A 16,108-nucleotide genomic window follows, 5' to 3' on the forward strand; every position below is an offset into this window, starting at 1 on the left:
CGCACCAACAGTCGTACCGCGGCCACGTTCGTGTACATCTCCGCGGTGCCGAGATGCAACAACTCGATCAGCTCGTCCGCGTCCACATCTTCAGCGGTTCTTGTCATCGGCTCCTACCTATTCAAAGGGGATCTCGGGGAACTCGGGGATCTCCCCGATACCGGGAATCTCGATGCCGCCGCCTACCGGCATCCGCCAAGCCGAGATCTCGGGGATCTCGCCGACATCGCCGGCAAGCGGGTTGGGGTTGCCCGCTGCCGGCACCCGGAAGCCCGACTTGTTGCCCTGCCACTGGTACTTGACGTAGGGGCCCTGGTGCACGATATCCCGCGACTGGCTTGTGGCATCTCCCACCTCCCAGAAGGCGTTGACCGACTTGTCCGACGGGTTGAACGCACGCCATCCCCGACCGCCAGTCGCCGCCCTCGGGTTCATCTCCTCAACCTCAAGGCCGTTCGCCTTCGCCAACTCCTTGAACTCGTTTTCACCGATTCCCCGCATCGACTGTGGGTCATTGAAGCGGCGAACCGTGTTGTCGCTCTCGATGAGGGACGCCCCGTCGTTGGCGACCGGGTCGTCGTCGAAGAGCGGGATCATGCTGTTGATCTGCTTCTTCATGCCCTCGGGGCACCCAGCCGAGCCGACCGCGGGCAAGCCGCAGATCTCGCCCCAGACCTTCGTCTCCGTGCAGCCGTACCCCCAGAGACAGTCGAAGCTGTTCATCGTGTCGTCGTACTGCTTCTTGAGCGACGCGAACTGCGGGTCGTTCGTGTGCATGAGCACGTGCGGGCTGACATAGCCGACAGTGTCGGGTTGCGGCTGGTCGAGGCCGGCTGTCTGCTCGCAGGCGTTGGCGCTGCCGCAGCCGGACGAGCCCGATCCGCCGCCACCGTCCGCCACGATCATGTGTCCGTCGAGCTCGACGTTCGAGACAGGGTTGCCACCGCCGAAGGCGTACCGGTTGCCGGTCCAGGGGCTGACGCCGAGGTTGAGGTCGGCCAGGGCCCCGTTGTAGCTGTCCCGGGACAGGAACCGGTTCAGCCCCGGGCTGTAGGTCCGGAAGCCCATGTCGTAGTCGCCCGAGGCCTGGTCCCACCGCTTCGCGTTGAACCGGTAGGCGTTGTACGGCTCCTTGGTCGGGTTGGCCGTGTCCGGCTTGTCGATACCGGTGAACTGGGCATCGTCGTTCTTGCCGTACGCGGTGTAGCCGTACGTGGCCTTGGTGTCCCCGGACCTGTCGGTCAGGGTCTCGACGTCCGTGTGCGGGTTGTATCCGTAGTACGCGTCCTCGTCGGTCCCGTCCGCGTTGTGCGTGACCTGCGACAGCCGCTGACCCCACGGCGAGTACTGGTAGGACTTCGTCAGCGTCCCCGCCACGTCCTCGTCCAGCACCTGCCCGGTCAGGCCAAGGTAACTGAAGTTGGTCGTCTTCTCCTTGACCGTGCCCGCGTCCGTGATCTTGGACGAGGTCCGGTCCAGCGGGTCGAACGTGTACTTCGTAGTCGTGGTCGTCCCGCCGCTGAGCTGACGATTCTCCACCACGTGATCGAAGCCGTCGTACACGTTGCGCTCGATGAGCGCCCCGCCGGAGGTGACGGTATCGAGCCGGCCGAACGGATCGTAGTTGTACGACGCCGTCTGCCCACCGATCACCGTGGTCAACAGGCGGTTGCGGTCATAGTTGTAGATCGTCGACGTACCCTTGACCGTCTGGCTGATGACGTTGCTGTTCGCGTCGTGCACGTAGGATTCCGTGCCGGCGCCGTCACCGGCCTTCGTGACCGAGGAGAGCCGGTCGCGCGGGTCGTAGGTGTAGTCACTCGTCGTCGTCAGATACGCGCCGTGGTTGTCGGCGTTCATCTTCCTTGTGACGTCGTGTGAGCGGTTGCCGTTGAGGTCGTAGTCGGCCGTGTAGTCGGAGACCAGCGTCCCGTCCGGCTTCTTCTCCGTCTGGGTCTTCAGCAACCCGTCCAGGAAGTACGTGTAGTCGACGGCATTGCCGTTACCCTTGACCTCCCGCAGCTTCTCGGCCCGGTCCGTGTAGCTGTACGTAGTCACCTTCGGCGCCGGATCGGTGGCCGACTTGCCGTTGGTCACCTGCGACGGCAGGTTCCGCGCGTCGTACGCGTAGGCCGAGTACGAACGGTTGTTCGTCACCGTCAACGGCGCGCTGTTCTCGTTGTAGGTGAACGACGTCGAGTTGACCGCCGCCCCCGACTTCGACTCGGTGACCTTGTCGACCTGGTTCAGCTGCGTGTACGTCACGTTATAGCTGTCCACCTTGGCGCCCGGAGAGGCGTCGGTGATGGTGGCCAGGTTGCCGTTCGGGTCATACCGGTAGCTGTAGTCGTGCTTCTCGCTGTCGGTGTCCGCCGAGTTGTCCCGGACCAGCTTCACCGCATCAGCAACCACCGTGCCCGTGGCCTGGTCCGAAAGCGTCACCTTCTGGGTGTTGCCCTCGGCGAAGCTGTACGAGCCGATGCTCACCCAGGTGCCGGCGCCGACGGTCTGGTTGACCGTCTTCGGCACGCTGCCGCCGTTATAGGTGACGGTGTACTTGGCGTCGGTGGCCGCCCCGGAGACCTGCGGGAAGCGGGCGTACACCTGGTAGGTGCCCGCCTGCGGCACGTTGAGCTGCCAGGTGAACACGTTGCTGCCGGTGCCGGCCGCGTGCGTGGCATAGTCCGTGCCGTACCTGCCGGTCGCGGTGTTCGCCACCGGCCAGGTGCCGGTCGTGGTGGTGTTGTTGAAGTCGGAGTTGTCGACCAGCACCACCTGCTGACCCACCGGAACGCCGTCGTCAGAGCGGGCTTTGAGCATCCCGTCCGGGAAGTACGACCAGCTCATCGTCCGGTTCGACGAGCCACCCGCCGACGTCACGGTCCGGGCCGTCTCGGCACCCAGCTCGTTGTAGTCGTACGAGGTGACGATGTCCCACGGGTCGGACGAGGTCTTCGTCAACCCGTTGTCGTAGTAGGTGTAGTTGGTGTCGTTGCGCACCGACTGACCCGCCGACGGCGGCGCGGAGAGTGTCGCCAGCCGGCCCACGTTGTCGTAGGTGTAGGTGGTGACGTCCGAGGTGTTGTACCGGCTGTCGTCCTTGTCGTACGCCGCGTGGGTCTCCTTCACCCGGTTCAGCGCATCGTAGACGGTGACCTGGGCGAAGTCGTCCGAGTCATCGGTGGTGGCGACGCCGCGCGGCGTGACTACCTTGACCTGGTTGCCCACCTGGTCGTACTCGTACTGCGCGATCCGGTATGAGATAGTGCCGGCGTCGTTGCGGTACGGCACCTTGACCTGCGTCGGCTTGCCCCGCTGGTCGAGAGTCATAGTGGTGGTGTTGCCGAGCTGGTCGGTGGTGCTCGTGACCAGGCCGTCCCGGTCGTAGCCCTTGCTCGTCGCCTTGCCCAGCGCGTCCGTGGTGCTCTTCGCCCGGTGCGCCAGGTCGTACGCCATCTTGGTGGTGTAGTCGGTGGTGTCCGTGGTGGCGTTCTTGCCCGGATCGACCACGGTGACGACGTTGCCGACGTTGTCATACTCGTACGTGATCTTCTGACCCTTGGCGTTGGTCACCGAGATCAGCTCGTAGATCGCGTCGTACCCGTTCGTCGTGACGTAGTCCGTCGGATCCGAGGTGGTGAGGTTCCCCTTCGGCTCGGTCCTGGTGAGCAGGTTGCCCACCTTGTCGTAGGTATAGGTGGACTTCCGCTCCGGGTCACCCGCGACGTCCACCGGAGCCGTCGTCGCGGCGACCTCGTCGGCCGCGTCGTAGGTGGCCGACGAGACGGCTCCGTTTGGCGCGGTCGACTGGGTGACGTTGTCGTTCGCGTCGTAGGTCGGTGCCGGGGTGGTGATGTACACGCCGTTCGCCTGGTCCTTCGGCACCGTGTTGACCAGCGGCCGGCCGAAGGTGTCGTACGTCTGGGTGGTGTTCTTGCCCAGCGCGTCGGTGACCTTGGTGACCTGGCCACGTGCGTCGTAGACGTAGGCCGTCGCGTTGTTCAGCGCGTCGGTAATCGTCTGGGGGTAGCCGTTGGGGTCGTAGTTGCTGTAGGTGGTGACGTTGCCGTTGGCGTCCTTGGCCGTCTGCAGCTGTCCCCACGTGTCGTAGGTGTTGGAGGTGGTGTAGTCGCCGGCCGTCGCGGTCGAGTTGCCCATCGGGTCGGTGACGGTTTCGAGGTCACCCTCGGTGGTGTAGGCGAAGCTCCACTTGCGGCCCTCGGGGCTGGTCTTCGTGGCGAGATCGGCCACGTAGCCGTTGAGCTGGTACTGGTAGGTCAGCGCCGTGCCTGGGGTGCCGTTCTTGACCGCCTCGGCGTCCTTGATCTCCGTCGGGTAGCCGGTCTTGGAGTCGTACGCCCAGGTCGACGCGGCACCGTTGGCCTCCTCCAGTCGGGTGACGTTATGGTCGTCGTCCCAGGTCAGCTTGGTGGTCTGGTTCTTGGCGTTGGTGGTCTGGTAGGGGCGGCCGTAGCCGTCCATCTGGTACGCGGTCGCGTGGTTCTCCGCGTCCGTGACCGTGGTGTCGATGTTGTTGCCCTGCGGGCCGTCCGGGTCGGTGTACGCGAACGTTGTCGGGTAGCCGAGCCGGTCGGTGTAGGACTTGGTGGTCCAGTGGAACTGCGGGTCGTCACCGGTCTGCGGGTAGTTGTAGACCAGGTTCGTGGCGTTGCCGCGAGGGTCGGTGACCTTGACCAGCTTGACGTTCTTGTTGCCCTGGGTCATGTCGTAGGCGAACTTGAACGTCTTCGGCGCCCCGTTGGCGGAGCCGGCGCCGTCGACCAGCTCACCCAGCAGACCCTTGTCGGTGTAGGTGAAGGTGAGCTTGCGCCCCGAGATGTCAGTGATCTGCGAGACGTGGTCGATGATCTTCGGGTTGGTCAGGTTCGTCGCACCGGACACCCGGTTCCAGGTGGTGTCGTCGATGTAGTCGTACGTCTGACCCTTGGCGTAGTAGTCGATGGTCAGGGTCTGCCGGCCCGTCGCGTCGGTGAGGTACTTGAGGAATTTCGTCGGCTTGTTGTTGGACTTGCGCTCCTCGTAGGTGAACACCATCTCGTTGCCGTTTTTGTCGACCGTGCTGGTGAGGAAGCCCTCGCAGTCGTAGTAGAACTGCGTGCGATCCGGCTTGGTCAGCCGCCAGGCCTTCGGCTCCTGGGTGTTCGGCTTGCAGTCCGAGGTGGTGATCTTCTCCAGGTAGAGGTGCACCCCCTTCGGGCTCTTCCACGTCGAGGTGGTCGAGTCCCAGGTGAACCAGTGGCTGGTGCCGTCACCGTCGGTCAGCGTGATCTTCGTGGGGTTCGGGTTTGGGTGGAAGTCCAGCGGGCTGCCCAGCCGCATCAGCGACGACGCCTGCAGCGACCAGCCGTAACCGGCGACCGTGTCGGAGGTGTCCAGCGAGTTGTACGCGAGCCGCACGAAGGTCGACAGGCCACGGCCCGGGTTGTTGAACGCGTTGTACGACCAGACGGTGTTGCCGGAGTACAGGTTGTTCATCAGGGTGCCGCCGGCGCCGGTGTTCTTCCCCGCGTACGAGTAGAACTTCTCCAAGCCGAGCTGGTCGGAGGTCGGCTCGACCACCGCGACGTTCTGCGGCAGCGCCTTGAGCGCTGGTGCGGTGTCCGACAGCCACTGGCCGGTCAGCTTGTTGTGCAGCTGCCAGTTCAGTACGTAGTCGGTGCGCTTGTTGCCCTCGGTGGTGCTCGGCGGCGTGTTCACCTGCGCGGTCAGGTCGACCGTGCCGCCGGCCGCGACGTCGGCCGGAAGCGGTGTCATGGCCTGCGCGGAGGCGTCGGTCACTGCGGTGCCGTCGGCCCGGGTCCACTGGTACCCGAGCTCCCAGTCGGTCGTCTTCCACACCGCTTGAGTGGGGTTCGACACCGACACCGGGGCCGTGTAGGTCGACGACGGGGCCAGGTCCGTCGGGGTCTGCGCGGCGTAGTAGGTCGACTCGGGGGTCTGCTCCAGGTAGGTGACCTCCAGCGTCGGCTCGAACATCGAGTCCTCGGCCTCGGAGGCGAGCATCATCGCCCGGGCGTTCTGGTTGACCTCGTCGCGCATCCGCAGCAGCAGGCCGTAGTTGCTGCTCGGAGTGGCGACCCAGCTCTTCACCGGGGTGGTGACGTCCCAGGTCTCCCACTCGGGGTCGTTGGTGAATCCGTTGAAGCCGGCCTTCCAGGAAGTGTCGTAGTCACCGCCTGGCGTGGTCCACGCGTTGGTGCCGTCGTAGGTGTTCCAGGTTGCCTTCGTCTCGTCGGTGAAGCCGCGGGTGAGCTTGTAGACGTCGACGTACTGGGTCTGGTCCGTGCCGGGGTAGAGCGAGGTGTTCCACATCCGCAGCTGTGCGGCGGTGACCTGGGCGTTGGTCGGGATCGCACCGGCGAGACTGGACCACTTCACCACGCCACGGGTGACCCCGTAGGTGGTGGAGTTGTTGCCGACACCGATGTACGGGTCACCGTCGTAGACGTTGACGTTGGTCGTCGGCTGGCCCTTGGCCAGGGTGGTGTCCGTGACGCCCGTCCGGAAGATCTTGGTGATCTGGCCGGCCTTGGGCAGCATCGCGGGCACCGTCGGTCCGGGGATGAGCTGCCCGTCGGCGGTCTTCACCGCAATCATGTAGTAGTAGAACTGCCGGTCCATCGGGTTGGTCTTGTCCGCCGGCGTCGGCGTCGCCGTGGTGTCCTGGAAGGACGTCGTGCTCGACGAGACCGGTGCGATCAGGGTCGCGGCGCTGGGGGTGAAGACCTGCGATGGGCTGCGGTGCACCTGGTACTCGACGATGTTGTCGCCCGTCGCCGTGGAGGGATCCTTGTACGCGGGCCACTCCAGCACCGCGCCGGTCGAGGTGATCGTGGTCGGCGGGTTCACCGTCACGCCCTGCCGGCCGTAGGTGACGACGAGCTTCGGCAGGTTGTAGTCCCGCCGGTCGTTCATGTAGGCGTACTCGGACGCCTCGAAGATCGCCCCGCCCTGCTTGGCCAGTGACTCGTTCTTGGCCTTGAGCATCACGCCGTAGTTCGGCTGGGTGCCGCTGATCCACTGCTGGGCGGCCGAGCGGATCGGGAAGGACAGCCAGGTGCTGGAGTGCGACGCCTCCTTGAGCGCACCGTTCTTGCTGAACCGCACGGCGTCGGCGATGACGGCCTTGTTCGCCTCGTCGCCGAGCACGACCTTGCCGGTGGTACCCGCGTCGAACTGGTAGAGGCCCAGGTTGTACCAGCTTCCCGTGCCGCTGGGCGTGCGCTGGTCGACCTTCACGGTCTTGGTGGCGCCGCCCTTGTAGTAGACGGTGTAGGGCGCCAGGTCGGCCCGGTCGGACGCGCCGACGTAGTGCGCCTCGACCTTGTACTCACCGGCCTCGGTGAGGTTCGGCGTGTACGTGTAGGTGTCTCCGGTGACCGCATCGCTGTTGACGTGGTAGTCGTCGCCGTACGCGTACGCGGTGAGCGAGCTGGTGGACGCGTTCCAGGTGCCCTTGGCCGTGGCGTTGGTGTCTCCGTCGTCGACGGTGACGACGTTGCCGGGCAGCGAGGTGTCACCCTTGGCGCTCATGGTCGCCCAGGTGGCCGTGCCCTCGGTCCAGTCGGCGGTCAGCCGCTGCGCCTCCATCGGCACGTCGTTGGCGTAGATGCCATCCAGGCTCTGGTCGTAGTAGACCGACACCTCGGCATCGTCGATGGCGGTACCCGCCGGGATCGGGCTCACGTCGAACTTCAACAGCGAGCGCCAGGTCGCGCTCGAGCCGGTGCCCACCTTGAGCTGGTAGGTGTCGTTGAAGTTGGTGGTGGTGGCACCCGAGGAGATCTCCACATCCTGGGCGTCGGTCGGCACCGGCTGGATCTTGATGGTGGGGTCGATCACCACCGGGTACGTCCGGGCTGAGTCGCGCAGCCACGCGGCGTCCGCCGAGACGGTCACCGTCGTCTGCCCGTACGTCTGCTGGACCCGTTGGCTGACCGCGGTGCTGGTGGCCTGGTCCTTGGCGCTGTCGTACATGTACGGCGCCGGCATCACCAGGTCCGGGTGGCCGCCGTCGGGCCGGACGAACGCGATCGAGCCGTCGGCCCGCTGCTGGGCCAGCAGACCCTTGGTGTCAAGCGTGAAGGTGTACGACACGGGGCCCGTCGGGGCCTGGCGCAGCACGATCTTTTCCTTGAGCGCGCTGGACGTGACGTCGTACACGAGGTCAGCCCCGTCGGCCAGGCCGGCGTACGTCACCGTCGAACCGGCGACCTGCGGAGCGGCGCTCTTCGCGCCCCCGGCCAGCCCCATGTCGATCGCTCGGCCGTCCCGCTCGACGCGCACCAGCTCATCGGTTTCGGCACCGAACCGGCTGGTGAAGCTGTTGGTGGTGTTAGCCGCGACGAAGCCGCCCCCGCTGGCCGGCTTGACCGTGGTGTCGACGGGTTGGAACTGCCCGTGGGGGTCGCGGTAGTTCACCGGCACCGCCGACAGCTCGGCTTGGAGCCGGCCGTCGGAGAGCTGGTAGACCCGGCCGTTGGTGGTGCGTTTGCCCGGGATCTCGCGGACCCGCTTCGCCGGCGGTCGTTTCTTCGCCACCGGCGGCTTCTCGCTGAGCGACAGCCCGGCGCTGACCACCTCCGGCCTGGCCCGGCCGGGGCCGCCATCGACCAGTCCGCGTGCGGCATTGCCGAGCCGGGCGAACAGCCCGGGGTCGTCGGTGGTGCTGGCGGTGTGGTCGGCGTGCTCGGCGCCGCGGTCGAGCAGGACCTGTGACCCGCCGAGCGTGGCCACCATGGCCAGCACCAGTCCCCCGATCAGGGGACCTCGTGATCGTCTCTTCACCCGTTACCCTCCGGTCCGTTTGGAGACAGGACGGGTGAAGGCTAGGAACGGTCGATATACGGTCAGCTATCTGTCGAGATATTTTTCCAGCTACAGCGGGTGTCCTCCTCTGAGATGGAGTGAGCCGTTTCGCCCGCACCAGCAGCGCGCGAATGGCCTTGGCTCGTCGCTCGTCGTGATGCCGGCGCTGCTGTCGGTTCCGGTGGCAGCAGCGCCGGCATCGCTCAGCTGAGCCGTCGGCTCGCCAAATGATCACGGCGACCACGGCACTGACGACCAGTCCCGTAACCACGGGCAGGAACAGCTTGCGGGCGAGGTCGACCACCGACACCCCGCAGAACGTGGCAACCGCGATCAGCGAGGACCAGATGACCAACGTGCCGCCTCCGGCCCACGACGCGCCGTTCTGCGCGATGGCGGCGAGCGTGGCGGTGTCGACTCCGGCGTGAGGCTGAGGGCCTCCGACAGGGAGCCGGTGAGCGGCAGGCCCGCCCAACCTGATCCGTCGAGTCCGACCGTCATGCCGGCGAGCAGGACGGCGAAGATGATGGCCGCGTCAGCAACGGCGGGGCCGCGTGATGCCCGGCAAGCCGCGCCGCCGGGGCTGGTAAGAGGTGATCGGCGAGCGGTCGGTGCCGGAGGTCAACCGGGTGATGGCCGACCTCGACCGGCAGCGGCACGCCGACCCCGATGTGCTGCTCGCCCAGGCGCGTACCGCCATGGCCAACGACGCCCAGGAAGATCCTGGCGGCGGTTCAGGCGTTCTTGGCAGAAGGCGGTCGACACATCCCTCGCCGTCCTCGCTGCCGCCGGCGGCGCCGCCCTCGGCTGGCGCTGGGCCGACCCCGCCATCGGCCTGGTCATCGCCGTCGCCATCACCTTCGTCCTCAAGGACGCCGCCCGTGAGGTCTACCGCCGGCTCATGGACGCCGTCGACCCCGAGTTGGTCGACCAAGCCGAAACCACCCTGCGGGCCGTCGACGGCGTCCAAGACGTAGCCGCGGTACGACTCCGCTGGATCGGCCACCGACTGCACGCCGAAGCCGACCTCGTCGTAGACGCCGGCCTCTCCCTCGTCGCCGCCCACGAAATCGCCGCCGACGCCGAACACCAACTCACCCACGCCGTACCCCGACTGACCACCGCCACCGTCCACACCGACCCCGACAGCCACCCCGGCGGACACCACCACACCGACCTGTCCCATCACCGTCGCCAAGCCCCTCGCTTGTGACGCCTGCCGCCGCCCGAGGCACAGCCGACACTCGCACCGCCGGTCGCGGCGCAGCCCTGCCGGTGGCGGGAGAATCTAGCCACGGTTGCCACTGCCGCGTGATCGGAGGAGCGCATGCTTAGCAGGTCGACCATGCTCTACGGCGCTGTCCTGTCCGCGCTGCTCGCCGCCCTCTTGACCGCCGCCGCTGGACCCCGACGCCCCACCGTAATCGCCACCGTTGCCGTCGCAGCGCTGGCCGGCCCCCTCGCCTGGAACGCGATCCCGCGCGCCGCGCACGGCACACAGTTCTTCACCGACGCCCCCGTTGCCGTCCTCCCCGCCTCCTGGCAGGACACCGGCAGCGGCGTCTTCACCATCGCCGTAACCGCGCTCGCTCTCGGCGTCGGCCCGCTCGCCGCCGGCACGGGCCGTCGCATCGCCGGCGTCGCCGGATTCGCCGGCCTTGCTGCCTTCCTCGTCGACGTTTACCTCTACTGAGTCCGCGGCCCTCATACAGTGCCTTGTGCCCCCTGTGTGCCCCACGCTGCCAGGATCGGGTGACGCTTGGTCTTTGCGCGTGGCGCCCGGTTGGTGGTGCCGTCACTGTCCGCCGTCGTCCGGTCTAGCCCGCCGCTTTGGCTACTCGCCTGGCTACTCGGACCTTGCCGGACCAGCGGATGAAGACGGCAGCCGCATGGCGGGTAATCGTCCCGCTGGGTCAGGCAGGGGTCACGGCGGTCCTCGCCTTGGTGGCGACGGCATCGCGTCAGTGATTGCGCGGGCAGTAGCTGCGATTGCTGTCGATATCTATTTCAGCAGCCAACTGGTCGTCGCCAGGGTGAGCATCGACAGCCCAGTACTGGCGATCACCGTCCCACGCGCCACCGAATCCGCCTGACCGTATTCGCGGGCGAAGATGTATGCGTTCTGTGCGGTAGGCAGGGCCGCGCAGACCACCAGCGCGAGCAGCTCGGCCGGGCGCAGCTGCGCCAGAAGCCCGAACAGGTACGCCAGTACCGGCTGCGCCAGCAGTTTCAGGCCTGACAGCGTCAGTACCTCGGCCCGTTCAGCTGCCAGACCCGGGCCGCGCACAGTCAGCGAGAGGCCGAGGGCGACCAGGGCGGCGGGCACGGCGGCACTGCCGAGCAGGGCGAGCGGCCCGGTTACCAGCGGTGGTGGCTGCCAGTCGAGCGCCGAGCAAAGTGCCCCGGCGGCCAGGCCGAGGATAACCGGATTCCGCAGCGGCAGGCTTGCCAGTCGGGCCGGCCGGAGCCGGCGATCGGCGTCCCGATCCAGGAGGGCGAGCACCAAGGGGGTGATCACCAGGGCCTGGAACAGCATTACCCCGGTCAGGAACGTGGCGTCACCAAGCACCTGCATCGCGACAGGAATGCCGAGGTTCGCGGAGTTGACGTAGCCGGCTGCCATCGCACCGATCGGGGCCTCACCGGGCTTCCGGCCGAAGACCTGACGACATAGGACGAATCCCACGGCCATGGTCACGACGGTACTGGCGGCGAATGCGCCCAGCGCGGGCCCATTGAACGACAGCCGGGTCCGTGTGAGTGCGGAGAACAGCGCGGCCGGCATCGCTAGGTGAAAGACAAAGCCACCCAGCGCACGATCGGCCCCCTCGCTGAGTAGCCGGAAACGCCCGGCCACGAAGCCAAGCAGCGTCAGCGTCCAGATCGGAACGAAGGCAGCGATCAACGGGGGACCAACTCAGCTCCTCGCGCTGGCAGGACCCGAGCATACTTTGGCCGCTCTTGACTGCCGCGACGCCGGCCTTGTCGAGACCCTGCGCGATGACCCTCTTCGGTGTGAACGCGGATGGGCCTCACCGTTGAGTGCTGTCGGACACCGTTCTGTGTTGCCAACCATGGCCGCTTTGCTGTCCCGTGTCGTCCGCCGCTGGCCGTCGCTGCTGCTTTCGCTGCCTCCTGGCTGCCTCACCTCGCCCGCCTGACCCCGAGCTCCACCTCTGGTGGCCGCCGGCGGTCGCCGGCGACCTACTCATTACGAGTCGGTCCCGCAGTGCTGGTCCGTCGCTCAATCCATTTGTACGACGTGGTCTCGTGGTCTGCCGTCGTCCGCTCATGTTCGCCGGTTTCGCTGCTCGCTTGGCTGCTTCATCGTGGAAGACTTGAGCGCCGCGAGTTGGCCGTCAGGCCGAAATGGAGGTTTTGAGGCCGTCGGCCAGCGCGATCAGTCGCTTCGCTTGCGTGATATCGCTGCGACCGTAACGTAGGTCCCGGGCCTCCTCTGGATCCTTAGCAGCGGTTTCGGCGAGCAGGGGTAAATCTCCACCAGCCTTGCGCAGCAGCGCGAGCGCCGTCGGGAGGAAGCCCTCGGTCAGCGGCACGAGGACGGGGTGGCTGCTTGCTAGATACCGTCGAGTCAATTCCCCGACGAACTCCTGATACGTGGGCAGGTCCACGTCGTACTCGTCCCGCTCGAGGACTCGGATGCCGTGAGGTCGTCCGGTAACCACCACCATCGCGCCAGCCGTCTGATAGAAGAGTTGGGCCACCGTGGTAGCGACGTCCCAAACGGCGGTGCCGTGGACCCTGAAGTACTGACTCACTCAACCATGATCGCCAGCAAGCGCCCTGGCCGCAGCCCCGGGCCATGCATGGCGCCCAGGGCTCATGGGACGTCTGTGACTCGCTGCTGTCGCGGCCCCGCTCGTCAGTTGGCTTGGCTGACCCATTCTCCCAACCTCAAGTACGACGTCAGCGTCGGCGGAATGGCACCCTGTGTCAGAACCCACTCATCGCCGACCGAGGCGACCACGAGGTCAAGGCGTTCAAATTTCATCAGGACACCGCCCACCGACGGCATCGGCGAATGACCTTGGATCAGCGCGGCGTTGAGCAATCGTTGTCCCGGCAGACTGGCCAGCGCGTCGGGCGCTGCTGCGGGCCCGACTCGCGTCTCCCCCTGATCCTTCATGTCGTTCGACTCGTACGGCTCGCTGAAGCTCAAGGACAGGTGTTCGCCCACCCCGTGCACCATCAGCGGAGGGTTGCCTTCGAAGTGCAGCCAGAAGTGAAGCAGACTTTCGGAATCGCCGTCCCTTACGCCCTCGTGCCAGTAGCGGGCCTCGGTAACAGCCTCCAGGTTCCGGCCGACAACACGCCGCAACAGCTCTGCTGTTGCCGCTGGGTCGTCCACGCTCCAGCACACTACTGGCCCGTTCCGAGCCGCCACACCGCCGCCCAGCCGTCCGTCGATCTCCTGCGGACCAGGTTGCGGACTGTCACCTCGGGAGACGGCAGCCGACCGGAGGACCTGTAGTCAGGGTTGATCGTCAACAGTCGCGACCATGCCCAACCGATGCTGGTCCAGGTCGTGCACGCCCCACCGCTCCCCGCTTCGGATCCGGTGGAACCGGAAGACGCCGTTGGTGTCGTTGGCGCTGATAATGCAGCGGATCGGCGTACGTGAGCTGTGAACGCGAACCAGGCCGCACACAGCGTCAGCGACAGCCAACCCGAGCCGCAGCAGGGTGACCTGATCGGCGTGGCTGATCTGGGGCTGGCCATCTTCGAGCAGGGCCACCTCGACCGGCGCGTAGTCCTCCAAATGGAAGCTGTTGACCTGGCATTCGAAGTAGGTCAGGTCCGGCCAACCCATGCGGGCAATCGCCGCACCCGGAGAGCCAGACCCTTGGTGTGCGGCGAAGACCAGCACACCATCGGACTCCACTACGCCTCGCGAGAGCTTGTCGCGCAGTTCGTCATGCAGGTCTGCTGCGGGGAGGGCGGCAGTCAGGCGCAACGGTTGGAGCGCCGCTGCCGCCGACTCGTTCATGCTGATCGTCAACACGGCAGCAGCGTAGGCCGGCCCTGCATCGCCACCGGCACCGCCGCTTTGCAAGGGCGAGGATCACCAGGCAGGAGCGCCAGAAGCGCGTGCTCGTGGCAGGTGTCCGTCACGGCTCGTACCCGATGGTGCACGCACGAGTGGCACCGGCTACTGGCACCTGGCTGGCACGTCGCCATAGGTTCGGGGACTGCCGTAGGGTCGGCCGCCATGGAGACGGTGAGCTCAGCGATAGCTGTCCTGCTGCGTGGGATGACCGAGGCGTCATGGGCCATCGAGCGAACCTTCACCGAGCTGTACCTAAACTACGACCTCTTCGTGCCAGATGCCGACGGCGGGCGCGGCCGGTTCGAAGGCACGGATGATGAGGTACTGATTTGGGGCAGTCGGCTGCTGTTCGACCCGTACGACGGGGTGGGCCAGCCATCGCTCGGCGGACATCTGGAGTTTGACGCCCTAACGATCAGGCTGCCGCACCTCCCGGTGGAGGTCACAGACTACCCGTCCGAGATCCGCCTCTACCTGCGGCTGACGCTACGCGAGGACGGTTTCACGCTGACCGCTGGGATCGACGTCGACCTCCTCCAGCCAGTGTTCAAGTATCCAGCCGGCGAGCACGCGGTCATGCGCATCACCGAGGAACTCGCCACCGTGGGCGAGACCGTATCCGCGGCCCAGCGCGCCGTCGAGGCCTTCGCCGATCACTACTCGCTCTTCGACGACATCGGCTTCCGCCGCCGGCCGTAGACAGGGCTGTCACCACCGATGCCCTTGTCCTCTGTGACTTGAAGGAGCACGCGGGGGGTCACGTCGGCAGGGTCCGGAGGCGGGATCGAAGATCGGCAACGAGGGAGCTCATCTGTTCCCCTGCTTCCGGAGTGATGAAGACTCGGGCGAGCCAGGCATCGGGCGAGTGGGGGTGTTGTTGAAGAGTCGCGCCCAGACTGACATGCCCCTTGCCGTCGTGACGCGCTGTGATCCACATTCTTCCGTCCAGTGATCGCCAACTGCGCTCGCCGTCCCAGCCGCGCCAGTCATCGGCTAGCCCTTGGAAGAAGGCGACGAGGTCAGGCTCCTCGGCCTGGGTTGGCCATGAAAGCCTGATCTCGCCGCGAGCGCTCAGCCCTTCGTCATGCAGCTCTACCTGCATCACGACGACGTACCCGTCACCCCACGGATCCACTGGCGGATGAAGGACCCATGCGCCCTCTGCGGGTGGGAAGCGGAGGACCAGAGGGTCGCTGATCATGCCGCATTATGGCTGGCGAATCTCCTCGTCGCTGCTGGTGCGGCGCTCGGTCCGGCGGAGGGTTTTCAGCGCGGTCCTGGCGGCGGTCCGGACGCGGGCTCCGGTTCGGGTAACTCCATCGTCCTCGGTGGCAAGGCGAGTCAGGATCGTGGCAGCACGTGGATCACCGGTCGATCCGAGTGCTCGGGCTGCCCAGAACCGTATCTCTGGATCTTCGTGATGGGTTGCATGTAGCAACCGGTCGAAGGCGAGTGGGCCGAACTGCGCCAGCGCAGCCGCCACGTAACCGATCCGCGGGTAGCTTTTCGACTCGAACGCGCGCCACAAGGATGCCAGGGCGCCTTGTCCACCAATCTCAGCCAACGCGGTGCTGGCCGCAGCTCGCACAAACTCCGCCGGATCGTCCAGTCGAGCCGCCAGCGCGGCGATGGCCGCTTCGTCGCCTAGCTGCCCCAGCGCCTGACAGGCGGCTTCACGGGCAAGCCCTTCGGGGTGGGCCAATAGGTCGATCAGCAGTGGTACGGCGGCTTTGATGCCAAGCTGGCCACATGCCCTGGCAGCCCACGCCTGGCAGCCGTAGTCCGCATCAGCGAGGCAGTCCAGCAACGGGTCGACCAACGAGGCGTCGCCGAACCGCCAGACCTGATTGAGGGCACGGGTGTAGACCTCAGGGTCGAATCGACGGTAGTCGGCAATGACGGTGCGGAGCACCTGCGCGGCATCCTCGTGGCCGTCCTTCGCAAGCAGCAGCAGCCGGTCAAGCACGGACAAGCGAACTGACCGGTCCAGATCAGCCAGCCCTCGCACCTCATGTGACACCGGCACAGGCTACTCGTACTCGCAACATCGCTCTAGTGTCCTGAGTCGTTGGAAGCTTTATTGATCCGGGTGCAGTAGTTGGCGAGGTTGTCGAGGATCTGGTCGGCGGTTTTGGTCCAGACAAAGGGTTTGGGGTTGTCGTTCCATGCCGCGATCCAGGCGTTGACGTCGTCTTCGAGGGCTTTGACGCT

General features: G+C 66.3%; 10 protein-coding genes and 1 pseudogene. 3 read left to right on the forward strand and 8 right to left on the reverse strand.

Annotated features, from left to right (window positions below; all coding sequences use genetic code 11):
• Positions 1-117 precede the first annotated feature (117 nt).
• On the reverse strand, positions 118-8,808 hold the full coding sequence (locus tag ACZ6S5_RS33745; protein ID WP_466006346.1) for a golvesin C-terminal-like domain-containing protein: 8,691 nt from the start codon (positions 8,806-8,808) through the stop codon (positions 118-120).
• Between the two features lie 547 nt (positions 8,809-9,355).
• Between ACZ6S5_RS33745 and ACZ6S5_RS33750 the strand changes: the two genes are divergently transcribed.
• Positions 9,356-10,042 carry a cation diffusion facilitator family transporter gene (locus ACZ6S5_RS33750; protein WP_466006355.1) on the forward strand — a complete coding sequence of 229 codons (687 nt, stop codon included), beginning with the start codon at positions 9,356-9,358 and terminating at the stop codon, positions 10,040-10,042.
• Between the two features lie 114 nt (positions 10,043-10,156).
• Positions 10,157-10,522, forward strand: coding sequence for a hypothetical protein (locus tag ACZ6S5_RS33755; RefSeq protein ID WP_466006347.1), 366 nt, complete (start codon positions 10,157-10,159; stop codon positions 10,520-10,522).
• A gap of 309 nt (positions 10,523-10,831) precedes the next feature.
• On the opposite strand, the gene ACZ6S5_RS33760 is transcribed toward ACZ6S5_RS33755, so the two are convergent.
• The 4 genes from ACZ6S5_RS33760 to ACZ6S5_RS33775 all read right to left on the reverse strand — a co-directional run bounded on the left by ACZ6S5_RS33760 (position 10,832) and on the right by ACZ6S5_RS33775 (position 13,852).
• Positions 10,832-11,734 carry an AEC family transporter gene (locus ACZ6S5_RS33760; protein WP_466006348.1) on the reverse strand — a complete coding sequence of 301 codons (903 nt, stop codon included), beginning with the start codon at positions 11,732-11,734 and terminating at the stop codon, positions 10,832-10,834.
• Positions 11,735-12,188: 454 nt separating this feature from the next.
• On the reverse strand, positions 12,189-12,608 hold the full coding sequence (locus ACZ6S5_RS33765) for a DUF6086 family protein (protein WP_466006349.1): 420 nt from the start codon (positions 12,606-12,608) through the stop codon (positions 12,189-12,191).
• Positions 12,609-12,712: 104 nt separating this feature from the next.
• The gene (locus ACZ6S5_RS33770; protein ID WP_466006350.1) at positions 12,713-13,198 is read right to left on the reverse strand and encodes a hypothetical protein; all 486 of its coding nucleotides are present in this window, start codon (positions 13,196-13,198) and stop codon (positions 12,713-12,715) included.
• A gap of 123 nt (positions 13,199-13,321) precedes the next feature.
• On the reverse strand, positions 13,322-13,852 hold the full coding sequence (locus tag ACZ6S5_RS33775) for a hypothetical protein (protein WP_466006351.1): 531 nt from the start codon (positions 13,850-13,852) through the stop codon (positions 13,322-13,324).
• 207 nt (positions 13,853-14,059) lie between these two features.
• On the opposite strand from ACZ6S5_RS33775, the gene ACZ6S5_RS33780 reads away from it, so the two are divergent.
• Positions 14,060-14,596, forward strand: coding sequence for a hypothetical protein (locus ACZ6S5_RS33780; RefSeq protein ID WP_466006352.1), 537 nt, complete (start codon positions 14,060-14,062; stop codon positions 14,594-14,596).
• A gap of 58 nt (positions 14,597-14,654) precedes the next feature.
• Here the strand turns inward: ACZ6S5_RS33780 and ACZ6S5_RS33785 are convergent, their stop codons facing one another.
• From ACZ6S5_RS33785 to ACZ6S5_RS33795, 3 genes and pseudogenes are all read right to left on the reverse strand, one after another.
• On the reverse strand, positions 14,655-15,098 hold the full coding sequence (locus ACZ6S5_RS33785; RefSeq protein ID WP_466006353.1) for a DUF6228 family protein: 444 nt from the start codon (positions 15,096-15,098) through the stop codon (positions 14,655-14,657).
• Between the two features lie 6 nt (positions 15,099-15,104).
• On the reverse strand, positions 15,105-15,917 hold the full coding sequence (locus tag ACZ6S5_RS33790) for a HEAT repeat domain-containing protein (RefSeq protein WP_466006354.1): 813 nt from the start codon (positions 15,915-15,917) through the stop codon (positions 15,105-15,107).
• 32 nt (positions 15,918-15,949) lie between these two features.
• Positions 15,950-16,108 (reverse strand): annotated as a pseudogene (locus ACZ6S5_RS33795) (IS630 family transposase); the annotation flags it as partial.

The organism is Micromonospora sp. NPDC051924 (genome assembly GCF_055586005.1).

Coding starts and splice junctions, on each gene's coding strand:
- ACZ6S5_RS33780 (WP_466006352.1), top strand. CDS start 14,060: ATGGAGACGGTGAGCTCAGCGATAGCTGTCCTGCTGCGTGGGATGACC.
- ACZ6S5_RS33755 (WP_466006347.1), top strand. CDS start 10,157: ATGCTTAGCAGGTCGACCATGCTCTACGGCGCTGTCCTGTCCGCGCTG.
- ACZ6S5_RS33785 (WP_466006353.1), bottom strand. CDS start 15,098: ATGATCAGCGACCCTCTGGTCCTCCGCTTCCCACCCGCAGAGGGCGCA.
- ACZ6S5_RS33750 (WP_466006355.1), top strand. CDS start 9,356: ATGGCCGCGTCAGCAACGGCGGGGCCGCGTGATGCCCGGCAAGCCGCG.